Raw genomic sequence first — 23,348 nt, forward strand, 5'->3', positions numbered from 1 at the left:
GCATGCTACTTGACTGGCAAAGATACTGATCTACAAAACGAATCTTGGGATAACAACCTTTTACTAATATTGGAAGATACTGTTAAGCTTTTAGGCATTGTAAGTCTAGCTTAGGCAGCTATTTTTTAAGTTTTTGTGTAGGAATCTTTGGGATTATGATAAGAGATCTCGAGTACTATGATAGTCCAATTTTGCGTAAAGTTGCGGCTCCTGTAGATGAAATAACTGATGAACTAAGACAGCTTGTGCTCGATATGAGCGAGACAATGGCTTTTCATAAAGGAGTAGGACTTGCGGCTCCTCAGGTCGGACAAAGTATATCTTTATTCATTATGGGAGTGGAAAAAGAATTAGAAGATGGAGAACTTGTCTTCTGTAGTTTCCCAAAGGTTTTTATTAATCCTGTAATTGTTCAAAAATCTGAGCAGTTAGTCTTTGGAAATGAAGGGTGTCTATCTATTCCGGGATTGCGAGGCGATGTTGCCAGACCAGATAAAATTACAGTAACTGCAACAAATTTAGATGGGCAATCATTCACGATGGTTTTGGAAGGCTTTTTAGCAAGGGTCGTGATGCATGAAACAGACCATCTTCATGGGATTCTGTACATTGATAGAATGTCAGATAGTTGTAAAACGAAACAGTTTAAGAATAGTTTAGAGAAAATTCGTCGCAAATATAGTATCTTGCGGGGGTATAGTTAGAGCAAATAACTGTAGAGAGTTTTTTCTCTTTGCTTGTATTTAGCGCTACACAATCACCTAAAAGAGTATTGTTTGAGATGTGGGTACGCGCTTCTTTTGGTAATTTTTTAGGAGGATAGAGTGATCGCTCTGTTTTACGTTTTTTTGTTCTTATTTCTTTTGTTGTCCTTAGTGCTATGTGGACTAGTTCTTGTTCAAGAGAGTAAGAGTATGGGATTAGGATCATCTTTTGGTGTTGATTCTGGAGATTCTGTATTTGGAGTATCTACACCAGAAATTTTGAAAAAAGCTACTGGTTGGCTGGCGGTAGCTTTCTGTTTAGGATGTTTATTACTATCTTTTGCAACAAGTCACTTAGGGAAAGGAGAAGAAAAAGAAGCTTTACCACAGTATGTTGAAGACTTTGTGCAAGATGTTGAAGAATAGATATCTTTAGTTAGAACGAGCACAAGAAAAAAAGTGAAACCAAACTATTCAGTTTGGTTTTTTTTATCCAAAAGGATGGCAATGTTTATGTTTACGTTTATCTAACTTCAAATAGAAGAAACATCGCTTATCAGCTTCACGTTTCTCATACACTGAAAAGAATTGCCAATGCTCAAAGATTTTATGTCCTAAGATCATTTGATATTCTAGGTAAGATGGGGAACCTGGGCGATGCCATCCATATCGGAGATTAAGATTATAATTCCAATGAGGGTGTGGACGGACGAAAAATTTCCCTGTAATTAAATTTCTTTGATCGGAAAGTGGTGAGGCTAGTAAAGCTTCCAAGGATCGGCTTACGTCAATTATATAGTTATCTTTAGCACATTTGATGAAGCCGTACTTGCTTCTATGTAAAAATTCTAAGACTAGGCCGATATTATCATCTAGAATCCATTCCCACATAACATTAAGGTGATCCCAGCGGCTTTTATTCCAAATCCATTCAGCATCAACAGATAATGTGTTTCGGAGTGAAAAAGGTAGCGAGAACTTACAGGCTGTTTTAGGAAAAGTTTCTTTAGTATTAGCTTCATCAAAGATATAGGTTGTCCATAGTTTCAAATGAGAAGGGGACATCAGAGTTAAATGCTTGTTAAAAATTTTAGATTCAAACCCTATTTGAAGAAGGTTTATTGAATGAAAGGCATCTTTGATAGAGAAAATATACGGCTCATCTGAAGACAACAAAGGTCGTGTTGTTTTCAAGAAAGAACAAAAAGGTTCAATAATGTGACGAGCACAACAGTATTCTTTTTGTAAAGGTAGACGGTAATCAAGAGAGAGAGATCCGGATAGTTGACAATGATCTGCATCTTGATCAAGCATGCGGCTATAGCAAATAGTTGTTCCGGATAATGAGGGAGTTAATACCCCTATAGGGAAGGCTAGACTACGGAAGATTTTATGGGATGAAGATAGCCTCCAAGAAGAAAAATTTGTTCCTAAAATATTATTACTGAAATGAAAATCCAAAAAGCCTGCTTCGACACGATTTTCTAAAAAGATTCGCGATTGACCAATATTCACTGGTCGATGGTGCAGTATTACTTGAGGTAGTTCTTGTTTAACATTTTGGAAAGAGTTCACTTTCGCAGAAGCAGTGATTTCTCCGAATAGATTCTTATCATGCCAGCCTAAGCTAATTTCTGTAGGTCCAGTATTTTTTAAAGAAAAATTATTAGGAAAAATATCCGAAACAGTTTCCCAGCTGTCACTTAAATGGAATTCTCCAGCCAGATGGGTTTTTTCTTGGGAAAAAGCAAAATCTCCGTGCAATCGATAGCGATCTTTTGCTCCTGATGAGTCGATAGCCAGACGATGTGCATAGTAGCTTTTGATATTTATGTTATTGCCCGGCTTTTCTTGAGAAGAAAAGCGCATATTATATCCCAGACCAATTCCATGTTTGAAAAAGCTATCCAAAAACAAGGTTGTAGAAAAATGTTTTTTGGAAATAGGGGAGTAGCTTACTCCCAAATAGGATCCTAAAAAGCCTCCACTTCCTCCTCGGAAAGTAATTGGAGGTTTAGGAATTTCCATAGGCATAATCGAAATCTGAGGAAGTAGTAACACAGGAGTATTGCAAATCGATAGTCGCGTTGGTCCCATAGATAATACGCTATCTGAAGAGTATTCTAAATATTCTCCGGATAGACAAATATGCTTTTTAGGACCTTCAGAAGTCGAAATATATCCTTTGTGAACGATAATGGAGGTGGGGGAGATTGTCATAGTTGATCCCCCGATAAACCATGGGTACAAAGAGCATCGGCCGTTGGTCAATAAACAAGAATCAGTGTCTTCATAATATTCTAGGTAATCGCAGATTAAAATTTTCCCACGATAATTCACCATGACATTGCCGTGAGCAACGATTTTAATTCCACAATCTGTCCGGTTTTCGACATAGGCCTTATTGGCTTGAAGACGTAGATTATCATGAATATGTAATACCCCGTCCTCGACATCCATAATTCCTGTAATGCCTTTAAAATGGCTTAAATAAGAAATTTTTTTTTGAACTGCTTGTTGATGAGAAAGCCCCTCTGATGAGTAAGTATGAGCAAGAAGCATTCCAACAAAAAGTAGGAAAAATCGTTTCACTATGGATCACTCCACTATTCTCATTAACAATCCTGACAAAATGGGAATGTTTTTGTAATGTGTTTTCCTCATTAAAGAAAGGAAAGCTCGGATATCTTCATCAGTTTTAGAGGAAACTAAGGTTTCTAAAATAGCTAGCATAAGTTGAGTACGAGACTCTGGAGATACCTGATATCGTAAATAAGAAGAATGAGGAGAAGGAAGAGGATTTTCAGAGTCTGTAAATAAAACGGTATCCACTATTAACTGTTCAGCATATTGATATAGTAACGTTTTTTTTGCGGGGTCTTTCGTCATGGTATACAAAGCTAAGTTAGCATAAGCACGGATGATGGGCTCTCCAGGCGTTAATGCGGCTTTCGAGATCATGGGAAGTGCCTGAGGATGAGCTGTTACTGATAAAAAAGCAATAGCTTTAGCTGTGAGTGTTATTTTTTGTGAGGATAAAATACGGCTTAAGTAGGGCAAATAGGCATCATCAGGTAGTTTGAGTAATGAAGAAAGAATAGAATCTTCTGCAGCATAGTACATTGCTAAAGTTCGCGCTTTTTCTTCTTGGTTCTTGAGAGGAAAGGTTGTACATTCTTTCCAGAATTGTATTGCTTTCCCTGTTGAATGAGAAGGTAAGAATATGCGATGGATGATTTTATTTTCTAAAATCTCTGTTAAGTAATTAAGTACTGAACTGTTTGTACATCCTTGGTGAACAAGTGCTAAGGCTGCATTCAGTTTACTTTCTTCCTTGGTAGATCTATGAAAGATGGGGAGCAGAAGAGCTTCTCCTTTTTCTTGGGAGAGAAAACGGGACGTATAAAGGGCTTGGGGTAGTTCTTGCTGACAAAAAAGAGTTAAAATAGGGAGCGCCTCTTCTTCTTTTCCTAAAAATAACAATGTTTGCGCTGCGGCAAGAGCTACTTCAGGATGAGATTTGGAGCTCAGCATTTTAATTTTAGGATAACTGCTGGCATCTTCCATTTTCCCTAAAGCATATAGTGCACCTTCCTGATCTAAAGGCGCAGCACTGGTTAATAAATTACGAAGAGAGGGAAGAAATCTTTTCTGCTGATACTCTCCAATTAGATACGCAACATAATTTCTTGTCAGATTCTTAGGAGAAGAAAGAAGCTTATAGATGTAAGCATCAGCTTCCTCAGTTTCAAGTTGTAAAAAGATTGTTGCGGCTAGGTTCTGGATTTCTTCAGGAAGTTTGTGAATGAAAGAGTACAGATAGTCGCTTACTTTGCTGTTTTTCATACAAGCAAGACGATAGGCTGCTTCTAATCGAATGATAGGATGAGCAGCTGTTAATCCTTTAAACAGAAGACGATCAGAGGCTTTCCCTAACTGACTACATGCTGCATTTAAAATAAGTAACAGTTCATGGAGATCTTGAGTCTCTATCGCTTCTGAAAGCAGGTCTAAGGCCTCCGATGAACCAGAAAGACCTGCGCCAATAATTGCACTTTTGCGCATATAGGGATCTTCGGAAAAAAAGCTCTGTTGTAAGAACGATTCCGCCATTGTACGTAATACGGAGAAATTGTGCTGTTTATAGCTTTCAGAGGCTTCAAGATAGGCGTCTAGTGCTTGAGACATAGATTTTTGACAAGAGAGCAATATCTTCTGGGAAACCTGAGGAGGGAAATCGCCGTTTGCTGAAAGCGTTAGAGAAAGTAGTCCAAGTAAGGCTAAACGAGGTAATCCCATAAGCTGACGTTAAACTCCATGAGCAACTGGTTCAACGTCTTTATAGGCAATCCCTGGATATTATATACACAACCTTCTATTTGTTTGATAATTAACCCTCCACCATCTTGCACGCAATATCCCCCACATCTTTTTAAAGAGGAAAAAGCTCGGACATATGTTTTTAGATATTGGGGAGGAATATCAATAAAAGAAACCTGAGTTGTTTCTGATGCAGAGAGTACTTTTTTATTCTGCATAAGAACAAGGGTTGTGATTACAGAATGAGAAGAGCCACTCAGAGTCTGTAGCATTTCGATCGCGTGCTCTTCAGACTCAGGTTTATTAAAAACCTTTCCCTTATGAACAACAACGGTATCAGCAGCAATAATCAAAGAATCTGAAAACCCTCGAGAACAAACAGAAGCCGCTTTATTCCAAGCTAGCTCTTTTGTATACTCAAAAGGATCTCCAGAATACGCAATACTACGTTCATCGAAGTCGGAAGATACACAAACAAACGGAATCCGAAAGACTTCCAAAACAGCTCTTCTTCTTTCTGAAGAAGAGCCTAAGACTAATTGAGTTCCCACATGCTCCTCATACTCTCCCTTCTGAAAGGAGATTCTTATTTTATTTCTTTTTACCAGCTAAATACTCAGACATAGGACCATCAAAGAACGAAACCACCCCTTTATCGAAGATAAGCAGCTTTGTAGCACATTCGTCTATCAATGTTCTATCGTGGGAAACAAAAATAGCTGTTCCTGGATAATCGTTAATAGCCCAAGCTAAAGCAGAAACAGACTCTAAGTCCAAATGATTATTAGCTTCGTCAAGAATCAGCGTGTTGTGGTTCTCTAACATCATTCCTGCCATGAGCAATCTAGCAGTCTCTCCTCCTGACAATGCTTTGACTTGTTTAAAAGCATCGTCACCTCCGAAAAGCATCTTGCCTAAAACACTTCTGATATCTTGGTCCGTAATTCCGGTTTTACGTCTACGTAACCATTCAAAGAGAGACTCCTCCCCACAATCTTTTAAGACATCAGCGTGATTTTGAGGAAAGTAAGAGAACACTGCATTGTGACCTAACTTGATTTGACCTTGAGAAGGTTTTTCCACCTCAGCCAACAACTTCATCAAAGTTGTTTTCCCTAAACCATTATTTCCAATTACGCCAATCTTATCCCCTTGATAGATCTCTAAAGAGAATGGCTTAAACAATGGATCTGCATCATAAGTTTTACTAATATTTTCTATAGAGAAAACAACCTTTCCAGAAGCTTTTTCCGATATCGGAAAACGAATATATGGTCTCTGAATATTAGATTTTTTCAGCTCCTGAGGTTGTAATTTTTTTATCTCTCTTAAACGAGATTGTACCTGGCTTGCCCGAGACCCTGCTCCAAACTTGGCTACAAATTCCCTTAATTGGGCAATTTTTTTCTCCTTGGACTTAATATCTGCCTTTTCTTGTTCTCTGGAAGCTGTTTTCATTTCAACCATGGCATCATAATTGCCCGGGTAAATGATAATCGTATCGTAATCGATGTCTGCAATGTGTGTTGTGATAGTATTCAAAAAATGGCGGTCGTGGCTGACCACAATGACTGTACCATTATAGTCTCTGAGAAAGTTCCCCAACCAGTTAATAGAATGGAGGTCCAGGTGGTTAGTAGGCTCGTCTAAAAGTAGTGCTTCAGGATGGCCGAACAAAGCCTGACAAAGGAGAACTCGGAATTGCAAATCTAGAGGGATGGTAGACATCTTTTGTGAGAAAAATTCTTCTGGAATACCAATACCCAGAAGCAACTCTTCCGCTTCAGATTCTGCGCGATATCCATCCTCCTCGCCTATAATCTCTTCGATTTCTCCGAGTTCCATTCCTATTGCATCTGTAAACTCTTCTGCATAAAGAGCATCACGACGCTGCATGGCCTCCCACAAACGAGAGTTCCCCATGATAACGCAATCTAAAACAACAATATCTCCAAAGCTATCAATGTTTTGACGCAGGATACCTATTTTTTTCGGTAAAGAAATAGTCCCTCGGGAAGGTTCTATAACTCCTGTAATGATTTTCAAGAGGGTAGACTTCCCTGCACCGTTTGGCCCTGTCAAGCCGTAACGATTCCCAGGATTAAATACAACGGACACATCATCAAACAGGACCCGAGTCCCTAGGGTCTTGCCGATCTTATCAAGAACAATACTCATGGCAAGAAGGATAGCAAAGAGCCTCTTAGAGTACAAGAAGTTTGCCTGTAGAGCTAATTCTCCAAGTTATGAGGGTGAGTTTCATCGTGGATTTGTTTTTTCAGTTTCATAGAAACATGAGTGTAAATGGTGGTTGTTTCAAGAGAGGTATGGCCTAGTAGTAATTGAATAGTCTTTAGGTCCATGCCTCGTTCTAACCAATGAGTTGCAATAGTGTGACGGATTGTATGAGGAGTAATGGTGCCGGATAATCCTATTTCGAGAAGGTACTGTTGGAATTTTCGATCTATAGATCGAGGGGATAGGCGTTTACCAAAACGGTTTAAAAAGCATGCTTGGTGATCTTGTTCAACGGCAGTTCTATCTGGATGATTTAAATAATTTTTTAGCCATTGGACAGCCAAGCCTGTCATAGGAACTATGCGTTCTTTTTTCCCTTTACCACGGATATGTAAAAGATGTGATTGGAAATCAATATCAGAACGATTGAGAGCAGTGATTTCACTAATTCTCAGTCCAGAGCTATAAAATAATTCGAGTAAGCAACGATCTCGAAACCCTGTAACTTTATCCAGTTTAGGAGCACTCATTAGGGCAAGAACTTGCTCATAGGTGAGTGGAGAAGGAAGTTCTTGAGGAAGGCGGGGACCTCGAATCATTTCTGCTGGATTTTCCGGTATTAACTGATTTTTTACACAAAATTTAGCGAAACTTTTAATTGCAGATAGTCGACGACGCACCGTACGCTTCGAATGATTAGTTTGTATTTGTTCCAGTAGGTAGAGCCTGAGGATTTCTTTAGTAAATAAGGAAAAAGAAAGAGAGCCTTGAAGGCGGGTATCCTTATGAAGAGATAATGGAGGAGTTGGAGAGAGCCCACTTTTTTTTTCTAAAAAACATTTTAGTGAGTTGAGGTCTATGCAATAATTTCTTAGCGTATGTGGAGAAGCGACTTTCACATTTTGTAGATAATCTAGAAACGCATAAAAGGATGTGATCATTCCCTCTCCTGCTACACTCACCATCAAAAATTTTTAGTTTAGAAGGTATTCCTCAATAGAATATGTGTTAAATAGCATTTTTTGGGAACTCATAGCTACGAAATTCTTCGGCTACAAATACATTGGGGAAAATGTCTCCAGCTTCTAAAGCAAATTCTTCTGTTGTATTATAGCGTGCAGAAAAATGGGTGAGAATCAGTTGCTGAGCTTTTGCACGTTTTGCTTGTTCTGCAGCTTGCCTTGCGGTCATGTGGTAATGGCTACTAGCTAGGTGAGCATGGCTTTCTAAGTAAGTGCTCTCACATAGAAAAATGCGAGCATTTCTGGCCAAGTCAACAATAGCTTGGCAAGGGAGAGAATCTGCGACAATCGCAACGCTATCTCCTTTGCGCGTATAGCTGACATCTTCTAAACGGATGATATTCCCGTTAATTTTGACATATCCCTTACTAATAAGTTCTTGCATGATTGGGCCTTTTAGGCCTATTGCTTTAATTTTTTCTGGGACAAATTTAGTAGTATCGGGTTCTGTAATTCGCCATCCTAAGGTATCAACTAAGTGATTCAATTGGCGTGTTTCTATACGAAAGGAGCCAAAATCTTCTATGATACCCTCGTTGCTGATAGGATGCTCTATAACTTTGATTGTTTCATGGTATATAGTGCTATAACGAAGTCTATCGAAATATTTTTTCCCTGAAGCAGGGTAATAACAGTGTACAGGGTGAGAAATTTTATCTAAGTTTAAGCGCATAAGCATAGAGCCTAAGCCTAGGCAGTGATCTCCATGGAAATGGCTAATAAAAATGCGAGAAACTACTGTAGGAGCAATATTCGCATAAATAAATTGGCGTTGAGTCCCTTCTCCTGGATCGAATAGAAGCCCCTCTCCATTCCATCGAAGAAGATATGCTCCATGATTACGATGACGAGTTGGTTGTTGACTTGAACAGCCTAGAATAGTTAATCCACGATAACTCATTCAATATCCTACTTTTAAAGAAAGGATTTTAGGAAAGGAAAAATTATTTATACTCTGATGAGCTGTCAGTTTCTCTTAAAAAACTAAACACTTAAGAGTTTAGAGGATAGCGGTTGTTCCTAAAAGAGGTAAATAAGTCCAAAGAAAAAATTTCTGAATCTCTTCGAGTTTTAGAGGAAAAATTATATCTCCAGTTAGGCCTAAAAACAAGTAAAAGCTCATAAAGGATAAAAAGTCTTTGAATAACTGAATTTTTAGAGAAAAGAGGATTTTTCACTAAAATATAGCTTATGATGCTATGTGCATTGGATAGCAAGTAGTTAATGAGATATTTTATTAAAATTTATAAGCTTAAGATATTTTGTGAATGAACGTAACGAAGTTTTCGTTTTTTTTACGACTGAAGGAGCCTTCTGTTGAGCGATTGATTTTGCAATATCAGGAAGTATAGGGAATAAGAGTAGTAGGCAAGAGCCAATAGCTAAGGAAATTAAACAAATACTAGTTCCTAATAAGGGAAAAGCTAAGGAAAGAAATATACCGGAGATAGTGCTGACTGCGGCTAGTGACAACAGAACAAGGTATGTGATGTTGACAATACGTTCGGTCCTTTGGAAAGTTTCTCTGTATTTAGTTATAGAAGAGGATTCAGGAAAGAAAGATTTGATAATTGACGGGAGAGGCATAATAGCTGCCTATATTTATTTTTCTGATTTGTTGCTGAATAAAATTATGGAGAAATTCTCTGAGCCTACAAGCTCAGAGAACTTTGTGTTACACCTCAGGAAAGGCTATCTTAAATACATCATCGTAGTGACTGACAAAGTGTACTTTAAGTCCTTTTTTGAGATATGCAGGAAGCTCATCGTAATCTCGACGATTATCTTCAGGGAATATCAAAATATTTAATTTAGATCTTCTTGCTGCAATAAGTTTTTCACGTATACCCCCTATACCCAAGACCCTTCCAGTTAAAGTGAGTTCACCGGTCATCCCGAGATTGTTTAGAACTGGGACATCTAAAAGCAAAGAGAGCAGAGAGGTTACCATGGTAATACCTGCTGAAGGCCCGTCTTTGGGAGTAGCTCCTTCAGGAATGTGGATGTGGACCTGCGATTTTTCAAAAAACGTTAAGCCTGGTGCGTAGCGCTCTAAAGCACTATGAAGGTATGTCCATGCTATTTGCGAAGACTCTTTCATTACGTCTCCAGCCTGGCCTGTTAAATGCATGTCTGCTTTCCCTGAAGAAGAAGGCACTTGAACACTTTCTATATACAAGGTTGCTCCTCCTAAGGAAGTCCAGGCCAATCCTGTAGCAACTCCCACAGGAGTTTTTTCATAGAAACGATCACTTGAAAAGATAGGTTTGCCAAGGTAATCGTGTAAATTTTTTGGCGTGATTGTGAACCGAGATTTTTTGGTAGGATTTTTCTCTTGGTTCTGGACAATCTTCAGGGCAATTTTTCTCAAAACTTTTTTGATATTTTCATTTAATGTACGAACCCCAGCTTCTCTAGCATAATTGTTGATCATATGTTTGAGAGCTTCTGGTTGGAAAGTAACATGTTGAGCAGAAAGACCCATTTCTTTTCTTGCTCGAGGAACGAGATACTTCGTAGCTATTTGTAGCTTTTCCTCTAAGATGTATCCAGATAGACGTAATACCTCCATACGATCCAATAAGGGATCCGGAATGGAATCTAGTACGTTCGCTGTCAAAATGAAAAGTACATTCGATAAATCAACGCGAACATCTAAATAATGATCCAAAAAGTCCTTGTTTTGTTCAGGATCTAACACTTCCAGCAGAGCAGAAGCGGGATCTCCATGATAGCTTGCACCAATCTTATCAACTTCATCAATCATGATCACAGGATTCATAATTTGACTCTGTTTCAAAGCTTGCACAAGTTTACCAGGCATAGCTCCAATGTAAGTTCGTCTATGCCCTTTAATTTCAGCTTCATCGCGCATCCCTCCTACAGAAAAACGGAAAAATTTGCGGTGTAAAACTTTAGCAATACTTCGACCAATACTCGTTTTCCCTACTCCTGGAGGCCCAACTAAACAAATGATACTGCCTTTCATACCATTTGCTAATTTGCCTACACTAATCAATTCGAGAATACGTTGCTTTATATCCTCTAACCCGTAGTGGTCTTTGTTTAAGATAGATTCAGCTTTGGCTAAATCATGATACTCTTTAGTTTGAATTCCCCAGGGGATAATAGTTAGCCAATCGAGGTAGTTGCGACAAACTGCATATTCTGCTGAAGACGTCTCCAAGGTTTGTAATTTATCCATTTCATCTTGGATCACATCCATTGCATGTTGGGGGACGTCCCGTTTAGTTAAACGTTCCATGAATTTTTCGAGATCAACAGCGTGGTCGTCCTTTTCTAATCCCAACTCTTTTTTGATAGTCTTCAATTGTTCTTTTAAGAAAAACTCTTTCTGACTTTTTGTAATAGTCGCTTCAATTTTCTGATTAATGCTGCTTTGTAGACGACTCAAATCTAATTCTTTTTTTAACAGGACAAGAGCTTTGTCTATGCGATCGTGCATATTAGTAGTTTCTAAGATCTCTTGAAGCTCTTCTCTTGTTGCTGTGGTTAGAGCAACAGAGAAGTCTGCAAGCTTACCTGGCTCAGTAAAGTCCGAATGTCCTAAGAAAATTTGTAATTCTTCTTTGAATAGCGGGTTTAGCTTCAAAAGGTCTTTAATGATTGATACGATGCTAATAGAGTAGGCCTTAAGCTCTTCAGTTAACTCTTTGTTTTCTTTGTGATAAGAGACTTTAGCTTTTAGATACTTGTCTTGGATCGGCTTTACGATTTGGATGCGGTCTTCTATGCTCAATAGCACTTGAGCACTACCACCTTCGATAGGCATGATGCGTAAAATGCGTGCGGATACACCTACACGATGAAGCTGATTAAAACCAACTTTTAAAGTATTGGCATCTTCTTTTTTAGTTAGAACAAGCCCTATGTGTTTTTGGGAAGATTTTGCTAACAGAGTGAGTACTTCGTAATGGGGGCCGGCTTCTATGAGAAGAGGGGCTGCCATGCCAGGGAAAAAGGGGCGTTTATTCAAAGGAAGAATAAATAGTTCTGAAGGAGGATTGTGGTCCTCTGTTTTTTCTTCTATCTCTGCGGATTCATCGAGAAGTTTTTCGACCTCTGAAGCATTTGGATCTAGATTTTGAGAATCTGTATTATTCGTCGAGTTCACAATTGTCCTTGGGCAACTAGTTCAAAATCCTTGGAAGAGCAAGGGTTGTGTGCGTACGTCTGGTGTTGCTTCTTCTTACTGATATACTACAAAATCACAACAATTAGTGCATCTAACACGAAAAGTGTAGTAGCGTTTTCGCAAGTTATGGCTTAGAGAAATGGTGAAAATTTATTTTGTTTAATTAAAACTATCGAACTAGTTTTTATTAAGCACTGTTTTGATTTTAATGGGTGGGAATTAATTTTTTGAATTTAAATTGTTTTAACAGTTATAATTCTTCGCCTAAATCAGTTTAGGAGTTTGGGCTGTGTACAAATATTTTATTATTGACACTTCTGGTTCTCAACCATTTTTGGCCTACGTCGATTGTCAAGCTGTTTTGGAAGTCTGGTCTTTGCCTACGGGAGAAGATCAAGGTTCAGTTTTAAATTGTATCTTTAATAATCTTAGTCTTCCTTTCAAAGGCATTGGAGTGGCCATTGGACCTGGAAGATTTTCCGCAACTAGAGTGGGGGTTTCTTTTGCCCAAGGCCTTTCTTTGGCTAAAAAGGTTCCTTTAGTTGGATATAGCTCTTTAGAAGGGTACCTTCCCTTGGGTGAAAAAGAGACTGCTCTTCTTCTTCCTCTTGGGAAAAAAGGAGGCGTTGTGGCTTTGGATTCAGAGGTTTCTGCTGATGGATTTCTTTTTACTGACAAAAGCATTGTTCCTGGAGCTTTGATGACTTATCCCGAAGCTTTGGAATACTGTTTAGAGAAAAGATGTTGTCAAGTAGTGTCTCCGGATCCTTTACATTTTATAGAGATTTTTTCTCCACATATCCCAGTAAAAAAAGTTGCGCCTCGTATTGATCAAATTCGTAAGTATGTTGTTTCGCAGTTTCTTTTACCTCAAGATCTTCCCTTGAGCTTGGATTATCGAAGTGTCTCTTCTTTTTTTTAAAAGGTCTTTCTCTAAGAAAAATACTTTTTCAATAGTTTATTTAATTTACCTGTTTGATAAATTCTGTAATTCGAAGGCTGTTACGTAGTCTAAGTATCTCTTGAAACCTAAATAAAAGAGATGCTACAATCCCCGGTCTTTAGTGCGTTCGAGCTAGGCGCGCGTTGTTAGTAGAACCAATTATGCAATAAGGTTGTTCATGCCCAGTGTTAAAGTTAGAGTTGGAGAGCCTATAGAGCGAGCTCTAAGAATTTTAAAGAAAAAAATTGATAAAGAAGGAATTTTAAAAACTTCCAAGTCGCATAGGTTTTATGATAAGCCTTCCGTTAAAAAACGGGCAAAGTCTAAAGCTGCAGCCAAGTATCGTGGTCGTTAGAAAATCTTTGTTAGTGGTGTTTCATCATGGATTACTACACTGTGCTGGGCGTAGCTAAGACTGCTACTCCTGAAGAAATAAAAAAAGCCTACCGTAAGCTTGCGGTAAAGTATCATCCGGATAAAAATCCCGGAGACGCTGAAGCTGAGCGGCGTTTCAAAGAAGCCTCTGAGGCCTATGAAGTATTAGGTGATGCGCAAAAGCGAGAATCTTATGATCGCTACGGTAAAGATGGTCCTTTCGCTGGTGCTGGAGGATTTGGTGGAGCTGGCATGGGGAACATGGAAGACGCTCTGCGGACATTTATGGGTGCGTTTGGCGGAGATTTTGGTGGTAACGGGGGTGGTTTCTTTGAAGGTTTGTTTGGCGGCCTAGGAGAAGCCTTCGGGATGCGCGGAGGTTCTGAAAGTTCTCGACAAGGAGCTAGCAAGAAGGTACATATCACGTTATCCTTTGAGGAGGCTGCTAAAGGTGTTGAGAAAGAACTTTTGGTTTCTGGATATAAATCCTGCGGTGACTGCTCCGGTAGTGGTGCAAAGACTTCTAAAGGAGTAAAAACCTGTGATCGATGCAAAGGATCTGGTCAGGTTGTTCAAAGCCGAGGTTTCTTTTCCATGGCATCCACCTGTCCTGATTGCAGTGGAGAGGGCCGTGTGATCACAGATCCTTGTTCGGTGTGTCGAGGACAGGGACGTATCAAAGATAAGCGCAGTGTTCATGTCAATATTCCCGCTGGAGTAGACTCTGGGATGAGACTTAAGATGGAAGGTTACGGGGACGCTGGACAAAATGGAGCTCCTTCAGGAGATTTATATGTTTTTATTGATGTAGAGCCACATCCGGTTTTTGAGCGTCATGGAGATGACTTAATTTTAGAGCTTCCGGTTGGTTTTGTTGATGCTGCCTTGGGAATCAAAAAAGAAATTCCGACTTTACTAAAGGAAGGGACTTGTCGTTTGAGTATCCCTGAGGGGATCCAGAGTGGAACGATTCTTAAAGTTCGTGGACAAGGCTTTCCTAATGTGCATGGTAAAGCTAGAGGGGATCTTTTGGTGAGAGTGTCTGTAGAAACTCCTCAGCACCTATCTAATGAGCAAAAAGAGTTGTTGCGGCAGTTTGCTGCTACAGAAAAAGCTGAAAATTTCCCAAAGAAACGGAGTTTTTTAGATAAAATCAAAAGTTTTTTTTCTGACTTTGCTGTATAGAAAGAGGGATCTTTTTAGCTAGAAGGGAGCTGCTGTGAGACACTCCATATATCAATTAGATTCTGCTGTTGAGAAAATATTCCGTTTGGTATGGACTCTTCGGTTCTCTGAGCAGAAGATGTTGTTGTTATCCCGTCAGAGTGGCTCAGGCGGTTCTTTTCAGTTATCTTGTGCTGGCCATGAGCTTGCTGGTGTTGTAGCGGCAAGAAGCCTTATCCCAGGGAAAGACTGGGCGTTTCCTTATTATCGTGATCAGGGGTTCCCTTTAGGGTTAGGGTGTGATCTCTCTGAAATTTTTGCATCCTTTTTAGCTCGGATAACGCAGAATCATTCTGCTGGTAGGATGATGCCTTACCACTATTCTCATAAAAAATTGCGGATATGTTGCCAGTCTAGTGTTGTTGGGACTCAATTTCTGCAAGCTGCAGGTCGCGCTTGGGCAGTTAAAAACTCCGGGAAAAATGAAGTTGTTTATGTGTCTGGAGGAGATGGATCTACTTCTCAGGGAGAGTTCCATGAAATGCTCAATTTCGCCTCTTTGCATCGACTACCACTTGTTGTCGTTATACAAAATAACCAATGGGCTATTTCTGTCCCCTTTGCAGATCAATGTGGTGCAGATCTGATGGCTCTTGGTAATAGTCATGCTGGTCTTGCTACTTATGCGGTTGATGGCGGAGACTTGACTGCCTTAACACAAACGTTTGATCGTGCTGTATCTGATGCAAGAGAACGATGTATTCCTGCTTTGGTTATCGTAGATGTTGTGCGTTTGGAATCTCACAGCAATTCAGACAGTCAGACTAAATATCGCTCTAAAGAAGATTTATTGTATTGCCAAGCGCGAGATCCTTTGGTGCGTTTAGAGAGATCTTTACTCGAAGATTTTGGAGTTGCTCAGGAAACTATTGAGCAAATTAAAGTGGAGCTTAAAGAAACTGTAAATCAAGCCTACGAACTTGCAGAGACTGCCCCTTCTTATTGCAAAGGAGTTACTAAACATGAGGTTTTTGCTCCTTATAATGTCTCCTTAATAGATTATGAAAATTCTTTGGAAGTTTCTTCCTTACAAAGTTCAGAGCCACGTGTTATGCGTGATGCGATAACTGAGGCTTTAGTTGAGGAGATGCAGAGAGACCCCGGGGTTGTTGTTTTTGGAGAAGATGTTGCAGGGAATAAGGGAGGTGTTTTTGGGGTTACAAGGACTCTGACAGATAAATTTGGAAAGAATCGTTGTTTCAACACACCTTTGGCGGAAGCCACGATTATAGGGACTGCTATTGGGATGGCTTTTGATGGTTTCCATAAGCCTGTTGCAGAGATTCAGTTTGCAGATTACATTTGGCCTGGAATCAATCAACTGTTTTCTGAAGCAGCAAGCATCTATTATCGTTCAGCCGGTGAATGGGAGATGCCTATTGTGATAAGAACTCCTTGCGGAGGATATATTCAAGGAGGCCCCTATCACTCTCAAAATATAGAAGCTTTTCTTGCGCATTGTCCAGGATTGAAGGTAGCTTATCCTTCGAATGCTGCAGATGCTAAAGCTTTGTTGAAAGCTGCTATCAGAGACCCTAATCCTGTAGTTTTTTTAGAACATAAAGCGTTGTATCAACGACGATTGTTTAGTGCGACGCCAGTATTTTCTTCGGATTATCTTCTTCCTTTTGGACAAGCGCGGGTTGTGCTTTCAGGAACAGATGTGACGATTGTTTCCTGGGGCATGTCTTTAGTGATGAGTGTAGAGGTTGCTAAAGAACTTTCAGAATTAGGAATTTCTGTAGAAGTTATTGATTTAAGAACGATAGTACCTTGTGATTTCGCTACGGTTTGCGAGTCTGTAAAAAAGACAGGAAAATTACTAATTGTGCATGAGGCTTCGGAGTTTTGTGGTTTCGGTAGTGAGCTCGCAGCTTCGGTTTCTGAGAGAGCGTATAGATATCTTGATGCGCCCATTAAACGTCTAGGGGGGGTACATTCCCCAATTCCTTACTCGAAGGTATTAGAGAACGAAGTTCTTCCTCAAAAAGAAGGAATTTTTCAAGAAGCAAAGTTATTAGCTGAGTTTTGAGTTACTACTGTAGATAGTTCAGAAGTCTAGAATGATTGAAAGCGCTCTCCATGAGGGGAGCGCTTTTTTCTACGGCTTTAAATGATCACTGAGTAGTCAGCCCAAGGATTATAAGCTCTTCTTATAGATAGAAATGCTCCTAAGTAGAAGAGAAGAATGGAAAAAAGAGTAATCCATTCTAAAGCAAGAGGTCTTAGTGATAACGAGATGAAGAAGTTAGGAGAATGTAGCAAGGAAAGATTGAGAATCCAGGAGATGTAGGATTCAGAGAATCGGGCCATGATAGAGTTGAAAAAGGATAGTGGGACTAGCAGAAAGATGGGCATAACGAGTGTAGGATAAAATAGATTATAAATCAATCCATCTAGAGGAAAAGTCTTAAACATCCTGATCACAGGGAAAAGGATAAAAAGTTGTGCTGAAAGGGAAATAGATAGTGAGGTGAATAGGAAGCGAAGTGGAAAAAGGAACCAGTGGTCTTTGAATAGCAATGTCCAAGGATAATAAAAGAAGCGCATAAGAGGAGCAAAGAAAAGTAAGATACCTAAGGTTGCCAAAAAGCTGAGAATGAGAGCGGGAGAGGACAAAGGGAAAAAAAGAGAGCAGAGAATAAAACTGATTCCCAATCGATTCAAACTAGAGCACGATCCTACAGAAAATGGAGTTAAACAGAAAAGAATAGAAGAGAACCATGTTCTAAACACAGATGGAGAGGTGGGGAAAACTAGATTTAAAAGCGATAACAGAAAGAGTACAAATAGATTACGTGTTTTAGGAGTAACAGTTTTTAATAAGAAGAACAAAGTGTTAGCAAATAACGAGAAGTGCCATCCTGATACAGAAAAAAGGTGAGAGAGACCTTTGCTTTTGAAAAGCTCTTTTTGTTTATAAGAGAGAGGTGTACCTAGGATTAAACTTGAGGAGAACTGACTGATATCTTTACAGAGAAATACGTTGAGAAGTTGTTGGTGAAGGAATAAGCGAACATTTTCTTTGATAGATGGTAGGGAGTGAGCAAAGTTTTGTATTTGTGAAAAGGGAGATTGGGAGGCTGAGTTGATAAGTTTTGATACTCGAAAAGTAGTCGGACATGATGATCTAGAAACTGTTCCTTGCAGATAATAAACCTTTTGCTCGTTGAGTGGAATCTTCGAAATTATAGAACAGGGATGGTTTTGGTAAGTTTGTTTGTCTTCGGTTGTTAAAGAAAGTGCAGTACTTGAGTAAGAGTGTTTTGACATCTTTTTGATAAAGAAAAAACCGGAGGCTTGACCTTTGGTGACTTTCACTTTTGAAAGACCTGTTGGGTGTTGGATGTTGAAAACGGGAAAAGGGGAGAGTAGCGGGTATCCGAAACAGCAAAAGTAGAAAATGAGCGTTTTTAAACAGCGTTTTGGAATAAATGGATGGAGAGCTACAACCAGGAACGCGCAGCAGATGGGGTTTTTGTGAGCAAAAATTCCAGCGAACCAGTAAATCCCTCCAATAAAACAAGGATGTTGTTTTTGAAAAATAGAGCAAGAACTAAATAGCCTTATCCATAAGGCAGATAAGTGATGGAATGAGGTTGAGAATGCAGTGGTATAGAGATGGCTTAACATCAGCTTTTTCTAAGCAACAGATAGAAATTTTTTCTCTGGAGCAGATGCGTAAAACACTTTCTTGGGAAGAAGTGTTTGCTAAAGTCCCACGTTTACCTAGAGGATGGTTTGAGTTAGTTGGCTTGTCTCTAGCAGACCGTATCGAGTTATTTCAAGACTTTTGGTTTTCTGCATTAGGCGTTGAGAATAGCGATTTCCCTGGTATTTGTCATTTTTTTCCTCTTTGAGCTATTTGGATGTTCAGATAGCTCGAAGTAATCAGTTTTCTCCTTACAATGCACGAATGGTGTATGGTTACAGGAACCTAGTGTATGTCGGCGCTCCGCCCTTTGAGTCTATGGGGGTAGTTTTCCCAAGATTAGGAGATGAAACATACCAGCGTTTTTTTTCTATTCATAATGGATTCTTTCGAGAAGGGGAATTGGGGATTTTCCCCTATCGTTATTTAGCTAAAGCCCAACATCTTCTTAGAGAAGAGTTGTTAAGAGAAGGGAAAGTTTCTTCAGAAGATAATTGTAGTTCTTTAGGAATCTTTCCGTTTTATACTCAAAAAAGTATAGCTAATTGTCGTTGTTTCATCATTGATGCTAAACTTCGACAATATTTTTCTTCATATAACGTACGCTTAGGTAGTCAAAGTCTATTTCCTTATGGGAAATTCGCTTTCTCAGATACTTTTTCGGAAAATGATTATCCTTCCTTTTTACTCTGGTTAGAACAGCATCTTTTGTATCAAAAAACTTAGTGTAGCTTTCTTTTTAAAAAAGTTTTCTTTTCTTTAGCTTTGAAAAGAAGCTTCAAGCGTTTATTATCATAGCGTTTTTATGAGTAGACGGAGAAGAATATTATGAACTGGGGAAATGATTTCATTCTTCATGAGTCTGTATCAGCCTCTTCCATGGAAGAGCAAGAACTTAGTGCAATCTTTACTATACGTAATCCTTCTGGGATACATGTGCGACCAGCAGGAACCATTGTTAAATTATTTGATGGCGAGGAATGTGAGGCAACTCTTACCTATTTGGGAAAAACAGTGAATGCTAGGAGTGTTATGAGTATTCTTATGTTAGGAGCTTCTTATAATGGTGAGGTTGTTGTGCGAATAAAAGGCCCTTCAGCATCTCGTGTGATGCGAAAGCTAGAAGAGGTGTTCAATTCTGGATTCGGAGAGTTATAAATGAGCACTACGGATCAGAATGAGAAGTTGCAGGAAGAGTTTGTTATTTCTGGAGAGCCAATTGTTCCTGGAATAGGGTTTGGAAAAGTTTTGCTTCTGGGGAAGTCTTCTTTGTGTATTCGAGAATTAACACTTCCTCAGGAAGAGGTGGAGCATGAAATCAGCCGTTACTATAAGGCTTTGAAGAGATCCCGATCGGATCTTGCTGCCTTAGAAAAAGAAGCTAAAGGAAAACAAGGCTATCAGGAAATAGCTTCTATTTTACAAGCTCATCTAGAGATTATAAAAGATCCTCTTCTTACGGAAGAAGTCGTTAACACCATTCGAAAAGATCGTAAGAATGCAGAATTTGTTTTTTCTTCTGTAATGGGAGAAATAGAAAAATCTCTATGCGCGGTACAAAAGAAAACTTCCACGACTGTAGATCGTATTCAAGATATCCACGATATTTCTAACCGTGTGATAGGACATTTATGTTGCCAGCATAAGAGTTCTTTAGGAGAGCCAGATCAGAATTTAATTGTTTTTTCTGAAGAGCTTACTCCTTCAGAAGCTGCAAATGCGAATCCTGAGTATATAAGAGGACTTGTATCGTTTAAAGGCTCTAAGACCTCGCATACGGCGATCGTGTCATTAGCAAAAAATATTCCCTATGTTGCTAATTTTACTGATGAGTCTTGGAGTAAAATTAAAAAATATACTGGGAACTTAGTTCTTATTAATGGAGAGAAAGGAGAAATAACGTTTAATCCTAGGTTAAGCACAATACAGACTTATTATCATAAGCAATCGATAGTTTCTGTTACTGTACCTATTCAGACAAAGACAGCATTGCCTCTTATTTCTCTGTCAGCTCAAATAGTTGATACAGACGAGCTTCCTATTATTGAAAAAGAAGCTCCAGGAACCTCTGTTGGGTTATTTCGCTCAGAATTCATGGCTTTTTCGTTAGGGCGATTGCCATTTGTGGAGGAACAGGCTGTTCAATATGCTAAATTAGTTCAAGCTTCTCATTCTGGTACGAATGTGTTGCGATTATTTGATTTTGGGGAAGATAAAGCATGTCCTTTTATATCTTCTTTTCATCGTTCGGCACGTTGGTTATTGGAACAAGAAGACGTATTGAGGGGACAATTACGAGCAATAGCTATGGCCTCTCAATTAGGGAAATTAAAAGTATTGATTCCAGGGGTTATAGATGTCTCAGAGATTGTTTTGGTAAAGAGGTTCTTCGAGGAAGAAAAGCGGCTATTGAACGGGATCAGTGAGAATATTTCCTGGGGGAGTATGATAGAAATTCCTTCTGCTGTTTGGATGATAGAAGAGATTTTACAAGAGATCTCTTTTTTAGCATTAGGAACCAATGATCTTACTCAATATACATTAGGTTATTCTAGAGAGCGGTCTTTATCTGGAGATTGGAGTAAGGTTCCGCATCCCTCGATGATTAGAACGATACATTATGTTTCAGAACATGCAAAACAAAGAAAAGTGCCTGTGTCTATGTGTGGAGAGATGGCCGGGGACCCTTATCTTTTACCCATGTTTCTAGGACTTGGGATACAGGAATTATCCGTTGTCATTCCCGCAATAAATTCTTTGAAAAGGCGACTGTTAGATTTGAATTTTAGGGAGTGCTCTAGGCTAGCAAAGCAGTTACTGCGGGCAAAAACACACGAAGAGGTGTATAGACTTCTATATGCGTGATAGGTCCACTAGAATGGCATCCTCATTTGCATAGCAGACATCTCGTTATCTAAGGCTGTTTTAGCTGCTTTAAATGCTGCACGAAACAGGTCTGCTACAACTTCCGGGTCTTCAGGATCTAGACAATCAGGCTTGATCCGGACATCCACAAGATCACATTTCCCGTTGATAGTTACCGATACAAGGCCATTTCCTGCTTCTCCGAAAAATCGTTTTTGTTCGAGAGAAGCTTCCATTTCCATGAATTGGCGTTCCATTAACTTAGCTTCTTTTTTCTTTCTAGCATAACCGCTACCCATGTTTTGGCTCCTTAGTTAAAACTCCAGAAAATTCTACAACTGCAAATTGCAACAGCGTATCAATAGCTGCGGCTTCAGAAAAAGAGGAAGATACAAGTGAGGAAGAGAGCTTCTCTTGGTTAGATGGTTCTTTTTCAAGCGGTGCAGGGGATGAGGCCAATAAACTTCCTTGCGAAAGTTTGGTTGCAATTGCTGGCTGTGACAATGGTTTAGTCTCTTCTTTGATAATAGGTTGCTTGGACGGAGAGCAAGGCTCGAGTATAGAAGAAGGTATGGAGCACGCTTGAATAGGTTGCTTTATCTGCGAAACGAGCTGTGAGAGTGTAGGGCGCGCATAGATGCGCAAGAGACGAATAATCACAGTCTCTAAAAAGGTTTTTTCAAACAAAGCAAGATTAATGTGCCGGGCAGATTCCCCAAGAAAATCAAGAATTTCTAACAAGTGTTCAGAAGAGTATTTGGTTGATATAGAATTAAATTTTGGATTGGACTGCTTTAACAAAAAGCTGCGAAAAAGCAACGTCAGATCTTGAAGAAAGTGTGTTGGGGCCACGCCCATTTGCATCGCATCAGAAACCGGAGCAAGGGCCTGTTCATAATTTTGGGTAGTGATGGCTTCTGCAATTTGATATAAAGTGTCCTCTGAGAGAATGCCGAGAGCTTTAGCTGTACCTTCAGGATCTAAAGATTCAGGGAAAAGACCGATTACGTAATCATATAGGGACTCGGCATCTCGAAGACTTCCTTGCGCAGCTTTAGCTATAGGGAGGAGAGCTTCTCGAGAAGTTGTTGTTCCTTCAAGGTTTGCAATAGTCATCAACTTATCAACGATAACGTTTTCAGGAATCCTCTTTAAGAGCATTTTTTGACAACGACTTGATATTGTATTAGGGATCTTTGCGATTTCTGTAGTGGCAAGGAAAAATTTTACATGTGCAGGAGGCTCTTCTAATGTCTTGAGCAAAGAATTAAATGCTTCCTTTGTCAACATGTGTACTTCATCGATAATATAGATCTTATATCGAGATTTTGAAGGAATAAAAAGAACGGTCTCGTTAATTTGCCGAATATCTTCGATTCCTCTGTGGGATGCGCCGTCAATTTCGATCACGTCCATTGAGGTGCCGAAGGAAATTTCTTTACAAATAGCACATTGGTTACAAGGTTCTTGATTTTCTGTCGGGTGGGTGCAATTAAGAGCTTTAGCAAATACCCGAGCTAAGGTTGTTTTCCCTGTTCCACGAATTCCAGAAAATATATAAGCGTGGGCCGCGCGGTTAAGCCGCAAAGAATTCTTGAGTATAGATACGATAGTATCTTGGCCGAGAATTTCTGAAAAATCGTTGGGACGGTATCTTCTGGAAGAAACTTGATAAGAGGTCATAATTAAGGAATTATGCTGGGCTATTCTTGATAAAGGAGGGCAAAGGGTTCGCCATCTCTTTGCTGATTAGTTTACGCATTTTCCCTTGTATTAATCCACTCTAACTTGCTTAAAAAGGAAAAGATTTAATCTTTTAGTATTTTTGTGTAAGTAGACAGTGCTTTTT

At 39.3% G+C, this 23,348-nt stretch carries 21 protein-coding genes; 10 read left to right on the forward strand and 11 right to left on the reverse strand.

Going from position 1 to position 23,348, the window contains the following annotated elements:
• The first annotated feature begins 155 nt into the window (after positions 1–155).
• Together def and secG are read left to right on the forward strand one after the other, a co-directional pair.
• Positions 156–704: a peptide deformylase gene (gene def, locus IJ490_RS00280; RefSeq protein ID WP_291891232.1), complete on the forward strand. Its 549-nt coding sequence runs from the start codon at positions 156–158 to the stop codon at positions 702–704.
• A 120-nt stretch (positions 705–824) separates the two neighbouring features.
• A complete protein-coding gene (gene secG / locus IJ490_RS00285) occupies positions 825–1,130 on the forward strand; it encodes a preprotein translocase subunit SecG (RefSeq protein WP_291891234.1) in 306 nt (101 codons plus the stop codon).
• A gap of 63 nt (positions 1,131–1,193) precedes the next feature.
• Here the strand turns inward: secG and IJ490_RS00290 are convergent, their stop codons facing one another.
• From IJ490_RS00290 to lon, 8 genes are all read right to left on the reverse strand, one after another.
• A complete protein-coding gene (locus tag IJ490_RS00290) occupies positions 1,194–3,296 on the reverse strand; it encodes an Organic solvent tolerance protein OstA (RefSeq protein ID WP_291891235.1) in 2,103 nt (700 codons plus the stop codon).
• Between the two features lie 6 nt (positions 3,297–3,302).
• Positions 3,303–5,003 (reverse strand): HEAT repeat domain-containing protein, encoded by a 1,701-nt coding sequence (locus tag IJ490_RS00295; RefSeq protein ID WP_291891237.1) that lies wholly within the window; start codon positions 5,001–5,003, stop codon positions 3,303–3,305.
• Entirely contained in the window at positions 4,985–5,575 is a 591-nt protein-coding gene (locus IJ490_RS00300) for a Maf-like protein (protein WP_291891239.1), read from the reverse strand. Before IJ490_RS00300 ends, IJ490_RS00295 begins: the two co-directional genes overlap by 19 nt.
• Before the next feature lie 40 nt (positions 5,576–5,615).
• Positions 5,616–7,202: an ABC-F family ATP-binding cassette domain-containing protein gene (locus IJ490_RS00305; RefSeq protein ID WP_291891828.1), complete on the reverse strand. Its 1,587-nt coding sequence runs from the start codon at positions 7,200–7,202 to the stop codon at positions 5,616–5,618.
• Between the two features lie 53 nt (positions 7,203–7,255).
• On the reverse strand, positions 7,256–8,203 hold the full coding sequence (locus tag IJ490_RS00310; RefSeq protein WP_291891241.1) for a tyrosine recombinase XerC: 948 nt from the start codon (positions 8,201–8,203) through the stop codon (positions 7,256–7,258).
• Between the two features lie 67 nt (positions 8,204–8,270).
• The gene (locus IJ490_RS00315; protein WP_291891243.1) at positions 8,271–9,185 is read right to left on the reverse strand and encodes a ribonuclease Z; all 915 of its coding nucleotides are present in this window, start codon (positions 9,183–9,185) and stop codon (positions 8,271–8,273) included.
• A gap of 320 nt (positions 9,186–9,505) precedes the next feature.
• The gene (locus IJ490_RS00320) at positions 9,506–9,871 is read right to left on the reverse strand and encodes a hypothetical protein (protein ID WP_365820931.1); all 366 of its coding nucleotides are present in this window, start codon (positions 9,869–9,871) and stop codon (positions 9,506–9,508) included.
• 88 nt (positions 9,872–9,959) lie between these two features.
• Entirely contained in the window at positions 9,960–12,419 is a 2,460-nt protein-coding gene (lon, locus tag IJ490_RS00325; protein WP_291891245.1) for an endopeptidase La, read from the reverse strand.
• Between the two features lie 310 nt (positions 12,420–12,729).
• On the opposite strand from lon, the gene IJ490_RS00330 reads away from it, so the two are divergent.
• From IJ490_RS00330 to IJ490_RS00345, 4 genes are all read left to right on the forward strand, one after another.
• A complete protein-coding gene (locus IJ490_RS00330; RefSeq protein WP_291891247.1) occupies positions 12,730–13,362 on the forward strand; it encodes a tRNA (adenosine(37)-N6)-threonylcarbamoyltransferase complex dimerization subunit type 1 TsaB in 633 nt (210 codons plus the stop codon).
• Between the two features lie 199 nt (positions 13,363–13,561).
• A complete protein-coding gene (gene rpsU / locus IJ490_RS00335) occupies positions 13,562–13,738 on the forward strand; it encodes a 30S ribosomal protein S21 (protein ID WP_291891249.1) in 177 nt (58 codons plus the stop codon).
• Positions 13,739–13,764: 26 nt separating this feature from the next.
• A complete protein-coding gene (gene dnaJ / locus IJ490_RS00340) occupies positions 13,765–14,943 on the forward strand; it encodes a molecular chaperone DnaJ (protein ID WP_291891251.1) in 1,179 nt (392 codons plus the stop codon).
• A 34-nt stretch (positions 14,944–14,977) separates the two neighbouring features.
• Positions 14,978–17,014: a thiamine pyrophosphate-dependent enzyme gene (locus IJ490_RS00345; protein ID WP_291891253.1), complete on the forward strand. Its 2,037-nt coding sequence runs from the start codon at positions 14,978–14,980 to the stop codon at positions 17,012–17,014.
• A 77-nt stretch (positions 17,015–17,091) separates the two neighbouring features.
• On the opposite strand, the gene IJ490_RS00350 is transcribed toward IJ490_RS00345, so the two are convergent.
• Complete coding sequence (locus IJ490_RS00350; protein ID WP_291891255.1) at positions 17,092–18,615, reverse strand: ComEC/Rec2 family competence protein; 1,524 nt, start codon at positions 18,613–18,615, stop codon at positions 17,092–17,094.
• Between IJ490_RS00350 and IJ490_RS00355 the strand changes: the two genes are divergently transcribed.
• The 4 genes from IJ490_RS00355 (at position 18,588) to ptsP (ending at position 21,499) form a co-directional block, all read left to right on the forward strand.
• Positions 18,588–18,842, forward strand: a complete 255-nt coding sequence (locus tag IJ490_RS00355) for a hypothetical protein (protein ID WP_291891257.1) — start codon at positions 18,588–18,590, stop codon at positions 18,840–18,842. The two genes, IJ490_RS00350 and IJ490_RS00355, sit on opposite strands and share 28 nt — an antisense overlap.
• Before the next feature lie 56 nt (positions 18,843–18,898).
• Complete coding sequence (locus tag IJ490_RS00360) at positions 18,899–19,360, forward strand: hypothetical protein (protein WP_291891832.1); 462 nt, start codon at positions 18,899–18,901, stop codon at positions 19,358–19,360.
• A 102-nt stretch (positions 19,361–19,462) separates the two neighbouring features.
• A complete protein-coding gene (locus IJ490_RS00365) occupies positions 19,463–19,792 on the forward strand; it encodes an HPr family phosphocarrier protein (protein ID WP_291891259.1) in 330 nt (109 codons plus the stop codon).
• A complete protein-coding gene (ptsP, locus tag IJ490_RS00370) occupies positions 19,793–21,499 on the forward strand; it encodes a phosphoenolpyruvate--protein phosphotransferase (RefSeq protein ID WP_291891261.1) in 1,707 nt (568 codons plus the stop codon). It abuts the gene before it with no gap.
• 8 nt (positions 21,500–21,507) lie between these two features.
• On the opposite strand, the gene IJ490_RS00375 is transcribed toward ptsP, so the two are convergent.
• Both IJ490_RS00375 and dnaX read right to left on the reverse strand, forming a co-directional pair.
• Entirely contained in the window at positions 21,508–21,798 is a 291-nt protein-coding gene (locus IJ490_RS00375) for a YbaB/EbfC family nucleoid-associated protein (RefSeq protein ID WP_291891263.1), read from the reverse strand.
• Positions 21,791–23,182: a DNA polymerase III subunit gamma/tau gene (gene dnaX / locus IJ490_RS00380; RefSeq protein WP_291891265.1), complete on the reverse strand. Its 1,392-nt coding sequence runs from the start codon at positions 23,180–23,182 to the stop codon at positions 21,791–21,793. The genes IJ490_RS00375 and dnaX overlap by 8 nt, the downstream gene beginning before the upstream one ends.
• Positions 23,183–23,348: the final 166 nt, after the last annotated feature.

Origin of the sequence: Chlamydia sp. (genome assembly GCF_017472245.1) — a bacterium.
Lineage (GTDB): Bacteria > Chlamydiota > Chlamydiia > Chlamydiales > Chlamydiaceae > Chlamydia.

Excerpts from the sequence above, each read along its gene's own strand:
- def (WP_291891232.1), top strand. The coding sequence starts at position 156 with ATGATAAGAGATCTCGAGTACTATGATAGTCCAATTTTGCGTAAAGTT.
- IJ490_RS00295 (WP_291891237.1), bottom strand. The coding sequence starts at position 5,003 with ATGGGATTACCTCGTTTAGCCTTACTTGGACTACTTTCTCTAACGCTT.
- IJ490_RS00305 (WP_291891828.1), bottom strand. The coding sequence starts at position 7,202 with ATGAGTATTGTTCTTGATAAGATCGGCAAGACCCTAGGGACTCGGGTC.
- IJ490_RS00310 (WP_291891241.1), bottom strand. The coding sequence starts at position 8,203 with ATGATCACATCCTTTTATGCGTTTCTAGATTATCTACAAAATGTGAAA.
- IJ490_RS00315 (WP_291891243.1), bottom strand. The coding sequence starts at position 9,185 with ATGAGTTATCGTGGATTAACTATTCTAGGCTGTTCAAGTCAACAACCA.
- IJ490_RS00320 (WP_365820931.1), bottom strand. The coding sequence starts at position 9,871 with ATGCCTCTCCCGTCAATTATCAAATCTTTCTTTCCTGAATCCTCTTCT.
- rpsU (WP_291891249.1), top strand. The coding sequence starts at position 13,562 with ATGCCCAGTGTTAAAGTTAGAGTTGGAGAGCCTATAGAGCGAGCTCTA.
- dnaJ (WP_291891251.1), top strand. The coding sequence starts at position 13,765 with ATGGATTACTACACTGTGCTGGGCGTAGCTAAGACTGCTACTCCTGAA.
- IJ490_RS00355 (WP_291891257.1), top strand. The coding sequence starts at position 18,588 with ATGCAGTGGTATAGAGATGGCTTAACATCAGCTTTTTCTAAGCAACAG.
- IJ490_RS00350 (WP_291891255.1), bottom strand. The coding sequence starts at position 18,615 with ATGTTAAGCCATCTCTATACCACTGCATTCTCAACCTCATTCCATCAC.
- IJ490_RS00360 (WP_291891832.1), top strand. The coding sequence starts at position 18,899 with ATGGTGTATGGTTACAGGAACCTAGTGTATGTCGGCGCTCCGCCCTTT.
- IJ490_RS00365 (WP_291891259.1), top strand. The coding sequence starts at position 19,463 with ATGAACTGGGGAAATGATTTCATTCTTCATGAGTCTGTATCAGCCTCT.
- ptsP (WP_291891261.1), top strand. The coding sequence starts at position 19,793 with ATGAGCACTACGGATCAGAATGAGAAGTTGCAGGAAGAGTTTGTTATT.
- IJ490_RS00375 (WP_291891263.1), bottom strand. The coding sequence starts at position 21,798 with ATGGGTAGCGGTTATGCTAGAAAGAAAAAAGAAGCTAAGTTAATGGAA.
- dnaX (WP_291891265.1), bottom strand. The coding sequence starts at position 23,182 with ATGACCTCTTATCAAGTTTCTTCCAGAAGATACCGTCCCAACGATTTT.